Below are 14186 nucleotides of genomic sequence, written 5' to 3' on the forward strand. Positions count from 1 at the left end.
CCGGCTGCAAGCTAATATGCCGCAGCCGGCTTTTTTGTACTATTTTTTGTAATAAGAGGAACACCATGCGTCTTATTCAGTTTTATACATCAGACAAACAGCGCGCTGTAGCTATTGTTAATTCAGCCGACAGCGTTACAGTGCTGCATAGCGTCAGTTCGGTTTATCAGTTGGCACAGCTGGCGCTAAGCAACCAACTGTCATTGCAACAGCAAAGTCTGGCCCTGAAAAGCGACACCACGTTAAGCTATACCGACATTATTCAGCAACAACGCTTACTGCCGCCCTATGACCACCCGGACGATGCCGCCCATATGCTGGTAACGGGCACCGGCCTGACCCACTTAGGCAGCGCCGACACCCGCGCCACTATGCATGCGCAGACATCCGGCAAAGCCGACTCTGAGCTGACCGATACCATGAAAATGTTTAAGCTGGGAGTAGAAGGCGGCAAGCCTGCAGCGGGCCAGCAAGGCGTGCAGCCAGAATGGTTTTATAAAGGCGATGGCAGCATCGTGGTTGCACCTGGCGCGGCGCTGGTGTCACCTGGTTTTGCACTGGATGGCGGCGAAGAGCCGGAAATTGCCGGCTTGTATATTATTGACCCGCAAGGCCAGCCATACCGGCTTGGCTTTGCTATCGGCAACGAGTTTTCTGATCATAAAACCGAGCGGCAAAACTACCTGTATCTGGCACACTCCAAGCTGCGCCCTTGCTCGTTCGGCCCTGAGCTGCTGGTAGGCGAGTTACCGGCTGATATTCGCGGCCATTCACGTATTATCCGTAACGGCGAAACCGTGTGGCAAAAACCTTTTGTCAGTGGCGAGCAGAATATGTCGCACAGTATTGCCAACCTGGAGGCACATCACTTTAAATACCAGCAGTTCTGCCGCCCTGGGGACGCCCATGTGCATTTTTTTGGTACCGCCACGTTAAGCTTTGGCGATGGCTTTGAAACCCAGGCCGGTGATGTTTTTGAAATTGGCGCTGCGCCATTTAGCCAGCCACTGCAAAATACGCTGGCTATCGATAATGACGTCAGTGTGCAGGTTAAAGCGCTGTAACTGTAGCGCCCGGATGACAAAGCAGTAAGCCAAAATTTTTGTTAACAACTATTGGTTTACTGCTTATTTTTAGCGTACCGCTTAGGGTTTTATGCGCCGCTGCCGGTAAAGTTGGTCAGGGCGTAATCGAGGTTTTCTTTTGACCGGCTTAGCAAACGCGACATCGCCTGTTTCGCGCCTGTTGCATCGCTTGCTGCTATGGCTTCATACACTGCTTTGTGCGCCGGCAGCGCTTCGGTATATTCATCACCAATTGAACTGCTCAGACGGAATAAGCCCATCAACGCCGTTTGAATGGTCATGCCCAACGAAATCATAAATTCATTATTAGTGGCGCTTAGCACACAGAGGTGGAAATTCAGATCACTGGAGAATACCTCATCAGTACCCAGCTTAGCTTTTTCCATATCTTTATAGGCTTTAGCCAACAATTTTATTTGCTCAGCAGTACCATTTTTGGCAGCCAGCTCTGCCGCGGCCGGTTCAAAAATTTCCCGCACTTCAAACAAGGAGACAAAAAACTTTGGCGTAGGCTTCGACTCAAAGCACCAACTGAGTATTTCGGTATCGAACATATTCCAGTACTGCCGCGGCCGCACGCGGGTGCCCAGCTTGGGCCGGGCCTCAATTAAACCTTTAGCAGTAAGAATTTTAAACGCTTCACGCAGCGCGGTGCGCGAGACATCCAGTTCTGCACCAATAGCAGCTTCGTTCGGAATATATTCGCCTGGGGTATAGACCCCGCTGACAATACGGGTTCCCAGCTCTTCGGCTACCCAACCATGGATACTTTGCGGACGATTTCTGCCTGCAGCCATTTAATTCCCCTTGCTCACAACCTGTAATATCAGCCGCCACCATTTAGCTGCACCAATACTACTACAATAATATATATCCTATCTTATTAATGCAGAAAAACCCATAAGCTAAACCAACTTAGCCTGGCTGTGGCAGCCTAACTACAACTACCACCTGGTGCAGTTCTGTGTCTGACAGGTTACGACAAGTACGGTTATCAGCTACTGAACATTATGGCAGCACAAAACCAACAGCATCATTCACTTTCGCCAGCGTCGCCGCGGCGCGCGAACGGGCTTTTTCTGCCCCGGCGCGCATTACTGTGGTTAATGTCGTTTGATCGGCCCGTAACTCAGTAAAGGTTTTCTGTACCGGCTCTAATAAAGCGATGACAGCATCGGCAACATCACCTTTTAAATGGCCGTACATTTTACCTTCGTACTCGGCTTCCAGCGCAGCAATGGTTTTGCCGGTTACTCCACTTAAAATACTTAACAGGTTGGCCACCCCAGGTTTGGCATCCAGATCAAAGCGCACTCGTGGCGGATCTTCTGAATCGGTCATCGCTTTTTTGAATTTTTTGCTGATCATTTTCGGATCTTCGAGCAAACCGACGAAGTTCCACGGGTTTTCGTCCGACTTAGACATTTTCTTCGTTGGGTCCTGCAAGCTCATTACCCGTGCTGCTACCGGCGGAATAAAAGGCTCCGGCACTGTAAAAATGTCGCCGTGCACCGCGTTAAAGCGTGTTGCTACATCACGGGCTAATTCTAAATGCTGTTTTTGATCATGCCCCACCGGAATTTGATTGGCCTGATACAATAAAATATCGGCCGCCATCAGCACCGGGTAAGTAAACAAGCCAGCGTTAACGTTGTGGGTATGGCGCTCCGATTTATCTTTAAACTGCGTCATGCGGCTTAGCTCGCCAAACTGGGTATAGCAGTTCAGCACCCAGGCCAGCTGGCTGTGCTCTGGCACATGTGATTGCATAAATACCGCAGAGCGCTTTGGATCGATACCACAGGCCAGATACAACGCCAGGCTGTCGAGCGAGGCACTGCGCAGTGCAGCAGGCTCCTGCCGTACAGTAATAGCATGCAAATCAACGATACAGTACAAGCAATCATAGTCATCCTGCATTTTGTCCCATTGGCGCAGCGCCCCCAGATAATTACCGATGGTAAGTTGTCCGGATGGCTGTGCACCACTTAGCACAATTGGCTTATTGCTCATAGTTGTATCCACTTTAAAGGCTGTATTGTTAATGACAGGCCGGTACTCACCGGTTTGAAGTGCAGCATTATAACCATATCAGCACGTTGCAACAGTAAAAAAGCCGCCTAGCGCGGCACTTTTGCCAATTGCTGCCGCATCTTTGTAATCACCTCTGCATAATCCGCGGCATTAAAAATGGCCGAACCGGCAACAAACATATCAGCACCGGCTGCAGCAATGTCAGCAATATTATCCGGGTTTACACCACCATCAATTTCCAGCCGGATTGGCAAGCCGCTTTGGTCGATAATATCGCGTGCCGCAGCTAATTTATCCAGCGTAGCCGGAATAAACTTCTGCCCGCCAAAGCCCGGGTTAACCGACATCAGTAAAATAACGTCCACTTTATCCAGTACATAATCCAGGTAACTTAGCGGCGTAGCCGGGTTAAATACTAATCCGGCCTGGCAGCCATGGCTTTTAATTAACTGCAGGGTACGGTCAATATGGCGCGATGCCTCAGGGTGAAACGTAATAATACTGGCACCGGCCTCGGCAAACTGTGGTACCAGGCTATCTACCGGCTCTACCATCAAATGCACATCTATCGGTGCGCTAATGCCATAGTTTCGCAGCGCCTGGCACACCATGGGCCCCATTGTCAGGTTAGGCACATAGTGATTATCCATCACATCGAAATGCACCACATCAGCCCCTGCCTGCATTACAGCTGCTACGTCATCGCCCAACCGGGCAAAATCTGCAGACAAAATAGAGGGCGCAATTAAATAAGGTTGCATAGCAAATATCCGTTTAAACACAGTAGGCGAACTTTACTGAATTTGGCATAAAAATGCACGGTTATGCCGCAGCCTGTTAACGCCCAAAAAACGAGCAGTAGCGCACCAATTTAGCACAAGCTGTTACATAAGTTAAAACGAGACTAACTTATCCACATGAATTAAAACAATAAAACCACATGGCATATATCTTGGAACCCCAAAGTGAGGGAACAGAGAAAAGGGCGAATAAAATGAAAACAGCAACAAAAATGACGACGTTAGCAACAAGCATGATGTTACTTGGATTATCGGCCGGCAGTTTTAGTGCCAGTGCAGTAGAGCTCAGCGGGGATATTACTTTTACCTCTGACTATGCCTTTCGCGGTATTTCACAAACCGAAGAAGCCCCGGCTATACAAGGTGGCTTATCGCTGGCTTCTGAATCGGGCTTTTATGTCTCGGTGTGGGGCTCAAACGTTGATTTTCTGGCTGAAGGCACCCTTGAGCTGGACGTTATGCTGGGCTGGAGTGGCGCCATCAATGACGACTGGTCAACAGATGTTGGTATTATGCGCTACGGCTACCCGAACGCAGAAATTGAAGGCTCAAACTTCTGGGAGATTTACGGCTCCTTATCATACAAAGATTTAACCTTTGGCCTGGCCTACAGTGATGATTACTATGCCAACAGCGGTAAATTCTATTATATATATGCTGACTACAGTTATGCCTTAACAGAAAACTTCAGTTTAGACTTACATGTCGGCCAAAATGAATATGATGACAGCAGTGCCAGTTATCTGGACTGGAGTGTGGGTATCAGCACTGAAGTGTTGGGTGCCGGGCTGAGCCTGGCCTACGTCGACACGGATATGAATGGCTCATATCTGGCAGATCGCCGGGTAATATTTTCTATTTCAAAAAGCTTTTAACGCTGCTGTTAATCTACCGGTGTAACTACACCGGTAGCTACCTCATTTAAATCATATTGTTCGGCTAATAAAATGGTGAAGAAATAATCAGCTTGAATGAAAAAGTCAGATGCTTTATTATCTGGCATGTTTACAAGAGCAAATGGAATTAACATGAAATTCACCACCCCGTTAAAAGCGGCTGTAATTTCAACTGGCATTATTGCCGGTGCTCTGAGCCTTGCCTTGCCTGGCTGGATTGCCAATCACCACTGCCAGCAACTGGCTCAGTCAGCTATACCCTGTACTGAAGTTGATCAACAGAACTGGTTAAGCTGGTTTACCGGCAAAAGCCGCTCGACTCAGTTTCACTTTGTTGATTTACTTGAACTCCTAAGCCGGTTTGCGCCGGTACAAAAGTCTTGATAAACCAAAAACCGTCTCTGCTGCAAGTCATTAAAGCTGTGTTAGGTGCTTTGGTGGGTGTTCAGTCAGAGCAACAGCGACAACAAGATTTCAGCGCAACCAGCCCGTTACCTTATATTGTCGTCGGTATTATTGTCACCCTGCTTTTTGTGGTAACACTGCTACTTGTAGTGTCCTGGGTACTTTCTTAGGCTGATATACCGCAAACAGCTCCGCCACCTTACCGCGTGTTGCACCATTTTGGCTAATTGAACGCCCTACCTGCAAACTGTGCAATTGTGCCTGCTGATAAATCTTTCGTGTCCACGTTGTATCATGGTTACTGATCACTACTGTAACGCCACGCTGTTGCGCCTGCTCGGCTAAATTAGCCAGCTCAGCCTGGTCATCTAAATTAAAACCTTCTGTGGCATAACTGGTAAAACTGGCTGTTTTGCTCAGCGGCACATAAGGCGGATCGCAATAAACCACAGCCCCAGTTGACGCCTGTAGCATGAGTTGCTGATAACTGGCACAGCTAAACTCAGCGCGCTGTGCTTTCTCGGCAAAAAAATACAGTTCAGCTTCAGGAAAATACGGCTTTTTATAACTACCAAAAGGCACATTAAACTTGCCAGACAGATTGTAACGGCACAGGCCATTGTAACCATGGCGGTTCAGATATAAAAATAACTGCGCCCGCTCGTAAGCATCGTCACTGAGGTTGAATTGCTGACGCAACTGAAGATAAGCATCACGCTGGTTAGAGGTTGGCGTAAAAAAGGTTTTTGCGTCTGCAATAAACCGTTCAGGCTGAGTTTTAACCAGCTGATATAAGCTGATTAAATCTGCGTTGATGTCATTTAGTTTATAACTTGAATAATCCGTATTAAGAAATACTGAACCTGCACCGACGAAAGGTTCTATCAGGGTATCACTGTCTGGCAGATGCCGTTGTATGGCATCCACCAGATTGTATTTCCCACCCGCCCATTTAAGAAATGCCCGGCTTTTTTGCCTGCTTTTAACCATCGGTTGCTATTCCGGCACACTTTGCTGATTACGATGCAAGGCATTAATTTCTGTCTGTACGGCCTGCAACCTTTTAACAAAAGGTCCGCTTGCCCGTAATGCTTCTGGCAGCTGAGCCAGTTGCTGATTAGCCGCAGTGGTACTGCTAAAAGGTGCCAGTAATATTACCCATTGCTTTTTCCCCTGCCAGTTACGCTGATAAACCAGGCTATCCAGTTGCGGGTAAGCCTTGTTAAAACGCTGCAATGATGCATTACTGGACAATACCGCAAGTTGCAGTGCTATCTGCTGCTTATCCATCTCCAGCAACTGTGCTTCATCATATTTGAAAGTTCCCGCCGCTGCCGCGTTATCTTTCGCAACCGGCTCTGGTGCTGCAGGCTCTGTTACAACCTCAGTGGTAGTGTCTTCAGCTACTGAAGGCTCAGACACCGATGGCGGGATAACAGGGATCAGCTCAGGCTCTGGCGTAGTATCAAGGATGGTTTCTTGCTCAGCGCTAATCTCAGGTTCCGTGCTAACTTCAGGCTCAGTAGTAACCGCCGGTATCTGTACCGGTATACGTACTGACGTATCCGGTGCTTTGCTTTCAGGCCAGAAAAAATAAAGCAACATAGCGGCCAATACTACCGCTATCACAATATATACGGCTTTAAACGGCGGCATAGCAGGTTTGGTATGTTCAGGTTCTGCTACAGATCTCGCGGCAGCCGGGCGTAATAACAAGTGCAGGTTGCCATTAGCCGCCGCCAGACGGCTGCTAATTTCCAGCGGGTTAAGTTGCTCTGCCTGCAGCAAGTATTCTGCATCGGCGGATGTAAGCGGGCTAATGGTAAGTGTTAAGCCGTCATCCAGCAGCGGTTTAGCGGAAAAGCTGAATAGCAGACAGGGTAAATCCTGTAGCTGTGGCAAAACAGAGCTAAATTGTTCAGCATTATCAACGATAAGCAGCAACGGCACTGTGCCGGTCTGAGCAACGACTTGTTCTGACAATGCGATGCCCGCTTGCGCCGGTAATCCAAACCATTGCTGCATTAACTGGCTGGCAACCTGAGCCTCGTCAGCCGGTGTATTGAGTAAGGCCACGTTATACTGTTCTGAAAACAGCTCAGCCAGTGTCAATGCCAGTGTTGACTTACCGCTACCCACAGCACCGACAGCTTCAATGTGATCAACATTGTTAAACGCCAGCTGAAACAGCAATCTTTCTGTCCATTCCCGCTGTGACGGCAGCAAGTGCTCGAACAATGCCAATCTTGCCTGTAGTTCAGTTGTTTCCATCAGCAAATACCCTGAAAAGTTCCGTTTCGGTTACGTTATCTACCACAGCTGTGGCTCCAAACGCGGTTGGTAACACAAAACGCATACTGCCGTTTTTGACTTTTTTATCTGTTTTCATATAAGGCATAAAATCGCGAATATGCATACCGGCAGGAGGTTTAACCGGCAATGAAAATGCTAACAATAATGCATTAATACGCGCCAACTCTGCCGCTTGCAAATCGCCCCGGCTTAAAGCCAGTTCTGCAGCCATGACCATACCGACAGCGACGGCTTCACCATGCAGCCATTCACCGTAGCCCAGATAAGCTTCTATAGCATGGCCAAAAGTATGACCTAAATTCAGCAGAGCTCTTTCGCCCTGCTCTGTTTCATCGCGGCTGACAATATCGGCTTTCATCTGGCAACAATAGCGGATCATCTCGGCCAGTGTAGCAGCATGCTGTTGTTGAATAAGCTGTTGCTTCTGCTCCAGCCAGCTGAAAAACTCAGCATCAGCTATCAATGCATACTTAATTACTTCGGCCATACCGGCGGCAAACTCACGTGCAGGCAACGTCGATAATACTGCGGTATTAATCAGTACCTGAGCAGGTTGCTTAAAAGCACCGATCATATTTTTGCCAAGCGGGTGATTTACTGCCGTTTTACCACCGACAGAGGAATCCACCTGAGATAATAACGTAGTTGGAATTTGTAAAAATGGCACACCACGCTGATAACACGCTGCCACAAAACCGGTAAGATCGCCTATTACTCCGCCGCCCAGCGCAACCAGCAGCACATCCCGTGACATACGCTGCTGCAATAAAAACTCCATAACCTGCTCAAACGAACTTAAGGTTTTGTAAGCTTCACCATCAGGCAGTAAAAAATGCTGTGTCGTGCAACCGACAAATAATTGTTGCACAGACTGCAGATAAAGCGGCGCCACCGTAGGGTTGGAGATAATAACGACCTGACGGCAATTTGCCAGCTCGGCAGCTAATCCTTGAAAATTATCAGAGATAGAGATGGTGTAGCTGCGTTCGCCAAGTTGGACTTCAACTTTCTGCATCAGCAGCTCCCCGGTAGATGTTGGCTAAAAACCCAGTTGTTCTATAATCTGACTGGCTACAGCACGAGCGCTTTGCTCATCGGTGCGTACAGTGAAGTCAGCAATTTCTGCATAAAGCGGGTTACGTTCAGCCGCCAGACGCTCCAGAACTTCTTTTGGTGCCTCTTCAGTTTGCAGCAAAGGTCTGCGTTTATCACGCTGAGTACGGGCAACCTGCTTTTCGATCGGTGTCTCAAGATACACTACAATACCGCGTGCAGACAAGCGGTTGCGAGTCTCTTTACTCAGTACTGACCCACCGCCAGTAGCAAGCACTATGCCCTGTAGTTCGGTCAGATCCTGAATGACAGTTTCTTCACGTACGCGGAAACCTTCTTCACCTTCCAGATCGAATACCCAGGCAATATCTGCACCAGTGCGGCGCTCGATTTCCTGATCCGAATCGTAGAACTCAAGATGAAGCATGTCTGCTAAGTGACGGCCAATTGTGCTTTTGCCTGCACCCATTGGGCCAACAAGGAAGATATTACGTTTTTCTGCCATAGGTAGTATTACTAATCAGCTAACTCAGTGAAAAGTTGAATTCAAGGACCAAAAGGCTCCCACGAAAATTTGAAGCGCTGAATTATGTCAGGAATAGCCTTTTGTTGGCAAGCTAATTCTCAAACCTCCGGCACTACTGCCAGCGCAGCTACAGCAGTGCTTATGTTGTTCGTTCAAAGGCCATCAGTAATGATTTTTGGTGTAACGAAAATCAGTAACTCGTTCTTTTCATTAACTTCACGCTTTGATCTGAACAAAACCCCCAGATAAGGAATATCACCAAATACCGGTACCTTATTAACTGTCGACAGAATTTGTTGCTGGTAGATCCCACCCAAAACGATGGTTTCGCCATTGTCGACTAACACCTGAGTTTGTATTTGTTGTGTATCAATAGCTGTTGCTGGTCCGGTTGGGGTTTGCACCGTTTCACCACGGGTATTCTGGGTAATAATCAGATCCAGAATGATCTTATTGTCCGGGGTAATTTGCGGCGTTACCGTTAAACTCAGTACCGCTTTTTTAAATTCTACTGTGGTAGCACCACTTGACGCAGCCTGTACATAGGGTATTTCAACACCCTGCTCAATACGGGCTTGCTTCTGGTTGGCAGTAGTAATACGTGGGCTGGCGATAATTTCACCTTTGTTTTCCTGTTCAAGTGCTGAAAGCTCAAGGTCCAGTAAGGTGCCATCTGCCAGACGCGCGATATGAAAAGCGATGCTACCTGCCGGATTGCTGGCAGGTAAGTTAACATTCCAGCGATTGTCGAGCGATGGGATCACACCATTAGCAATACTGTTAGCCCCACCTGCTGAGCCTGATGTTCCCTGGTTAGAACTGCCGCTGCTTTGCTGGTCGCTAAAGCCCCAGCGGATGCCCAGCTCATCAGTAACACTGTCACGCACGGTAACCATGCGTGATTCAATCAGTACCTGACGTACCGGAATATCGAGCCGCTCTATTAACTTACGTACACTTTCAATGTTACGGGCCGTGTCTTTAATTAAGATGGTATTGGTACGCTCGTCAACATTTACAGAACCGCGGGATGACAGCATGGTTGCATCTTTGTTTGATAATAAACCGGCTAGATCAGCCGCTTTAGCATAGTTAATTGCTAAGAAATCTGAGTATAACGGCTCCAGATCAGCCACTGTCTGTTTGGCTTCCAGCTCCCGGGCTTCACGTGCTGCCAACTCGTCAGTTGGCGCTACCATCAGGATATTGCCTTCCATCCGCTTATCCAGACCTTTAACTCTAAGCACAATATCCAGCGCCTGATCCCAGGGCGTACCGTCTAAACGCAACGTAATATTGCCGGTAACAGAGTCGCTGGTTACCAGGTTAAAGCCGTTATAATCCGCAATAATCTGTAGTACGGTACGTACCGGAATATCCTGAAAATTCAATGAAATTGCGCGGCCTTTGTACTCTTTTCCGCCGCCGAGAATGCTGCGGTTAGTGGTATCACGCTCAACATTCAGCGTAAAAATATTATCGATTTGCTGATAGGTAAAGGTAAATTCTGCAGTGGTATCCACCACTAAACGGGTAGAGCCCACCTCTTTAAACGTTTCGATACCTTTTACAATAGTGCCAAAATCAACTACATCCAGTTGGTACAGTAATTCGTCGAGAATATCAGTGTTATGGAACTCAACTTCCAGCTTACCTAAACGCTCAGCAACATCCACAGCAGCAGTGTTGTCGCGTAAAAATACCAGCACCCGGCCTTCACCTTTATCGCCACGGCGGAAATCTATTGCGTTTACCCGGTTAATATAAGTAGGAGTAACGTCGGCAACTGAGCCAAGATTGCCAGAAGTAGGATTGTCGGAAATATGAATATGAAAAACGTTACCCCTGACTCGCGTACGATAGATCTTCAGATAGTCCAGATAGATAACCGTTTTAAACCCTTCGCCGACAAACTCCGAAGTAACACGTTTTACTCCGGCTTTGTTTATTAGTACTTCGTTTAATTTTTCTTCGTAATCTGAGTTATCAAAAAACAGTTCAATACGAGCCGGTTCATTAAATACCTGAATACTCGGATCGGCGTACAACTCTTCATCGAAAATGAATTCAATTTCTGTTTCACCTGTCAGCAGAGGGTTGTATCTGACATCATATAACAGGGGCACAGCTGCTGCGGGTAAGGACAGTAACATTAAGGTTGCAAAGGACACTACCGTGCGCTGGAGTCTGCCAGACATTATTTTGATTATTTTATCCATGATTTACTCGCATACCTGTCAATTACTCGCCACAGATGACATATCAATCATCTGTAACATGGTCGTCCGTTCTTTCCAGCAACCTGCGCCATCGGGGATTAATTCCAGTAACTCTATATGAGTGGGCTCAACATTAATGACGCGGCCATGAAACAATCCCACGTGATTGCTCAGAGTTACCCGGTGTAATGTTTTGTCAGAAGCCTCAATCAGCGCCCAGATATTACCTGTATCACCCAAGGTGCCGCGCATCTTTAAGTTGTCCAGCGCGTATTTTTCTAATGGCTCTTTTCTGCGCCTTGGATCGGGGTGTAAACAGTCCTGTACCTGCAGAAATTTATCCTGCACAGCTTCTGGCCTTGGCGCAGCAAAGGGGCTACGTACATTTTGCGAGCGATAAGGAATATGCACAAACTCCTTAACTTCTGGCAGTGGTTCGACACGGGCTCTGGTGCTGGCTTTTACCTCAGCAATATACTGCTGTACATCGCTCAAATCATTAAAACAACCGCTTAGCAGTACGCTCAGCGCAACCACAGACAAGGGTCTGATCATGGCTGAACCTCTTTATAGCGATAGGTTTTAGCCACTACATTAAAACGCAACCGTTCGTTTGGTTCGGTCTGAATAGAAAAGTCATGCAAGCTTACAATACGTGGCAGCTTAGCAACTTCACTGACGAAATTACCAAACTGATGGTAGTCACCGACTACTTCTATTTTTATCGGTAATTCTGTGTAAAATTCCTTTTCTATTTCTGGTTCCCAGTTGATACGAATAAAAGTTAAACCGCTGGTGGTTCCAACATAGGTAATATCATCCAGCAGGCCCGGCGTTTCATGCGTTGTTGGTAACTGTTTTAATAGAAATGAAAACGTTTGTTCCATTTCCACCATTTGCTGCTTATATAAATCCAGATTGACTGCAGATGCATATTTGTTGCGGTACAGCTGGCGTAACTCAACTTCTTTTTTTTGCGCAAAAGCCAACTCGTCTATCTTGCTGTCAACCAGCAGAAAATAACTTAGTGCCGATACCATAAGCGCCAGCACTGCAGCAAAAATAATCTTTGCCGCAACAGGCCAAGAGCCCATGTTCTGAAAATCCAAATCATTGATATCAATTTCAGACAAATTCAGATTCATTTAGCACCGCCTTTTGCCGGAGTTACAGCGGCGTCAGCGCCCTGCACTGCTTCATAGCCTTCAACCTTCAGGTGCATCTTAAAATTACTTAATAAGCTGGTATTGTCTTTACCGGCTTCAATAAACTCCAATAACGGGCTGGAAAGTAATTCCGATTCTTCTGCTTCGCGTAATAAATTGGACAGGCGGTTATTAGATTCACTTTTGCCTATCAACAGCAAAGCAGTCCCTTTTTTTTCCAGTTGGGTTAGGTAAACCCCGGCAGGTACTGACTTGGCAATAGCGTCCATAATTTGCGTTCCCAGATTACGGCTGCCTTGCAACTGTTCAATCAGCGACATACGCTGCTGTAAGTTTTTCTTCGTATCATTTAGCGTACGGATCTCTGCGATGCGTTGATCCAGCACCTTAATTTCATTTTCCAGGTAACGGTTACGTTGCGTTTGGCCGTCAATACGGGCGTTGTAGGCTATGTTTACCAGAAACATCAGTAAAAAACTCATCACCGCTGTTGCTGTGAGTACAGTCAGGTACTGCTTTTGTTGTTCTTTACGCGCAGCTTCCCGCCACGGCAATAGGTTTATATATGCCATGAGGAAAAACTCCTTAACGCCAGACCGCTGGCAACCATTAGTTGTGATGAATGACGATTAAGCTGGTCACGATCAACAGAAGTGGCTACTTCCATGGCTTTAAAAGGATTAGCTACCACGGTATGAATACCTAATTCATCAATCAGCAGCTTATCAATGCCTTCTATCAGCGCAGTGCCGCCAGACAGCACCAGATAATCCACTGTGTCTTTACCACTGCTGGTGAGGTACATCTGAATACCGCGGCGAACCTGTTGCAGCAGCATAGTCTGAAATGGTGCCAACACTTCAAAGGTGTAGTTTGGTGGCAAATCGCTGTTTACTTTAGCCTGTTCGGCTTCGTCATAACTTTTATTGTAATAAGATAAAATGCTGCGGGTGTATTGATCACCACCAAATACCTGATCGCGGGTATAGAGTGTTTTACCATTTTCCATAATGCTTAGTAATGTCATGGTGGCACCAATGTCCACCATAGCAACCACCTTTTTATGTGCATCATCGGGTAATTGTTTCAAGCATAGTTGTGCTGCACGGCTTAAAGCATAGCTTTCAATATCCACTACCTTGGCAGTGAATCCGCTATTGTCTAATGCGGCAACGCGCGCTTCTATACTTTCTGTACGCGCAGCACTTAACAGTACATTAACTTTTGAAGGATCTGCCTCGTTAACGTCCAGCTTTTCAAAATCCAGACTAACTTCATTTAATGGGTAAGGAATTAAGGTATCAGCTTCTACTTCAATCTGGCTTTCCAATTCAGCATCCGTTAAGGACACATCCATGAAAATGATTTTGCTGATCACAGTAGATCCGGAAACGGCGGCGGCAGCAAACTTTACGGAGCGGGGGATCTTTTTGCGGATCTTGCTAAGCACATTGCCTACGGCTTCTATGTCCTGTATCTCCCGATCAGACATAGCACCTTTTGTCATTGGTTCAACTGCAACGGCTTCCACTTTGTAAACGCCATTATGCTGGCTAAGTAATACCGCTTTGACGGAGTGCGCACCAACGTCAATCCCAACCATCATGGGTGTTTGTTTGCTAAACAGGCGATTTATCATAGCACCCTGCGACCAATTTATAGTTATGATTATAATTGTCTCATTGATAG

The 14186-nt window shown here is 47.0% G+C and carries 17 protein-coding genes; 4 read left to right on the forward strand and 13 right to left on the reverse strand.

Annotated elements, in window-relative coordinates:
• Nucleotides 1-65: 65 nt before the first annotated feature.
• Nucleotides 66-1064, forward strand: coding sequence for an AraD1 family protein (gene araD1 / locus BLW68_RS08330; RefSeq protein ID WP_092792241.1), 999 nt, complete (start codon nt 66-68; stop codon nt 1062-1064).
• Nucleotides 1065-1153: 89 nt separating this feature from the next.
• Here the strand turns inward: araD1 and BLW68_RS08335 are convergent, their stop codons facing one another.
• The 3 genes from BLW68_RS08335 to rpe form a co-directional block, all read right to left on the reverse strand.
• Nucleotides 1154-1882: a FadR/GntR family transcriptional regulator gene (locus tag BLW68_RS08335; RefSeq protein ID WP_092792243.1), complete on the reverse strand. Its 729-nt coding sequence runs from the start codon at nt 1880-1882 to the stop codon at nt 1154-1156.
• A gap of 211 nt (nt 1883-2093) precedes the next feature.
• On the reverse strand, nt 2094-3098 hold the full coding sequence (gene trpS / locus BLW68_RS08340; RefSeq protein ID WP_092792245.1) for a tryptophan--tRNA ligase: 1005 nt from the start codon (nt 3096-3098) through the stop codon (nt 2094-2096).
• A gap of 107 nt (nt 3099-3205) precedes the next feature.
• Nucleotides 3206-3880 (reverse strand): ribulose-phosphate 3-epimerase, encoded by a 675-nt coding sequence (rpe, locus tag BLW68_RS08345; RefSeq protein WP_092792247.1) that lies wholly within the window; start codon nt 3878-3880, stop codon nt 3206-3208.
• Nucleotides 3881-4113: 233 nt separating this feature from the next.
• On the opposite strand from rpe, the gene BLW68_RS08350 reads away from it, so the two are divergent.
• On the forward strand, nt 4114-4794 hold the full coding sequence (locus tag BLW68_RS08350) for a TorF family putative porin (protein WP_092792249.1): 681 nt from the start codon (nt 4114-4116) through the stop codon (nt 4792-4794).
• Between the two features lie 8 nt (nt 4795-4802).
• Here the strand turns inward: BLW68_RS08350 and BLW68_RS21105 are convergent, their stop codons facing one another.
• The gene (locus tag BLW68_RS21105) at nt 4803-4949 is read right to left on the reverse strand and encodes a hypothetical protein (protein WP_177172189.1); all 147 of its coding nucleotides are present in this window, start codon (nt 4947-4949) and stop codon (nt 4803-4805) included.
• Here BLW68_RS21105 and BLW68_RS08355 point away from each other — a divergent pair.
• Together BLW68_RS08355 and BLW68_RS21675 are read left to right on the forward strand one after the other, a co-directional pair.
• The gene (locus BLW68_RS08355) at nt 4948-5199 is read left to right on the forward strand and encodes a hypothetical protein (RefSeq protein ID WP_218141335.1); all 252 of its coding nucleotides are present in this window, start codon (nt 4948-4950) and stop codon (nt 5197-5199) included. The two genes, BLW68_RS21105 and BLW68_RS08355, sit on opposite strands and share 2 nt — an antisense overlap.
• A 53-nt stretch (nt 5200-5252) precedes the next feature.
• The gene (locus BLW68_RS21675) at nt 5253-5390 is read left to right on the forward strand and encodes a DUF2970 domain-containing protein (protein WP_425438496.1); all 138 of its coding nucleotides are present in this window, start codon (nt 5253-5255) and stop codon (nt 5388-5390) included.
• Here BLW68_RS21675 and BLW68_RS08365 read toward each other — a convergent pair.
• The 9 genes from BLW68_RS08365 to BLW68_RS08405 form a co-directional block, all read right to left on the reverse strand.
• A complete protein-coding gene (locus BLW68_RS08365) occupies nt 5335-6210 on the reverse strand; it encodes a Dam family site-specific DNA-(adenine-N6)-methyltransferase (RefSeq protein WP_092792253.1) in 876 nt (291 codons plus the stop codon). The two genes, BLW68_RS21675 and BLW68_RS08365, sit on opposite strands and share 56 nt — an antisense overlap.
• Before the next feature lie 6 nt (nt 6211-6216).
• Nucleotides 6217-7491 carry an SPOR domain-containing protein gene (locus BLW68_RS08370; RefSeq protein WP_092792256.1) on the reverse strand — a complete coding sequence of 425 codons (1275 nt, stop codon included), beginning with the start codon at nt 7489-7491 and terminating at the stop codon, nt 6217-6219.
• Nucleotides 7478-8548 (reverse strand): 3-dehydroquinate synthase, encoded by a 1071-nt coding sequence (aroB, locus tag BLW68_RS08375; RefSeq protein WP_092792260.1) that lies wholly within the window; start codon nt 8546-8548, stop codon nt 7478-7480. The genes BLW68_RS08370 and aroB overlap by 14 nt, the downstream gene beginning before the upstream one ends.
• 24 nt (nt 8549-8572) lie before the next feature.
• Nucleotides 8573-9091 (reverse strand): shikimate kinase AroK, encoded by a 519-nt coding sequence (aroK, locus tag BLW68_RS08380; protein ID WP_068232868.1) that lies wholly within the window; start codon nt 9089-9091, stop codon nt 8573-8575.
• A gap of 173 nt (nt 9092-9264) precedes the next feature.
• The gene (locus BLW68_RS08385) at nt 9265-11238 is read right to left on the reverse strand and encodes a type IV pilus secretin PilQ (RefSeq protein WP_245728298.1); all 1974 of its coding nucleotides are present in this window, start codon (nt 11236-11238) and stop codon (nt 9265-9267) included.
• A gap of 111 nt (nt 11239-11349) precedes the next feature.
• On the reverse strand, nt 11350-11886 hold the full coding sequence (locus tag BLW68_RS08390; protein ID WP_092792265.1) for a pilus assembly protein PilP: 537 nt from the start codon (nt 11884-11886) through the stop codon (nt 11350-11352).
• The gene (locus tag BLW68_RS08395; RefSeq protein WP_092792267.1) at nt 11883-12476 is read right to left on the reverse strand and encodes a type IV pilus inner membrane component PilO; all 594 of its coding nucleotides are present in this window, start codon (nt 12474-12476) and stop codon (nt 11883-11885) included. The genes BLW68_RS08390 and BLW68_RS08395 overlap by 4 nt, the downstream gene beginning before the upstream one ends.
• Entirely contained in the window at nt 12473-13069 is a 597-nt protein-coding gene (locus BLW68_RS08400) for a PilN domain-containing protein (RefSeq protein ID WP_092792270.1), read from the reverse strand. The genes BLW68_RS08395 and BLW68_RS08400 overlap by 4 nt, the downstream gene beginning before the upstream one ends.
• Entirely contained in the window at nt 13057-14136 is a 1080-nt protein-coding gene (locus tag BLW68_RS08405) for a pilus assembly protein PilM (RefSeq protein ID WP_092792273.1), read from the reverse strand. The genes BLW68_RS08400 and BLW68_RS08405 overlap by 13 nt, the downstream gene beginning before the upstream one ends.
• Nucleotides 14137-14186 lie beyond the last annotated feature (50 nt).

Origin of the sequence: Rheinheimera pacifica, from assembly GCF_900108485.1 — a bacterium.
GTDB lineage: Bacteria > Pseudomonadota > Gammaproteobacteria > Enterobacterales > Alteromonadaceae > Alishewanella > Alishewanella pacifica.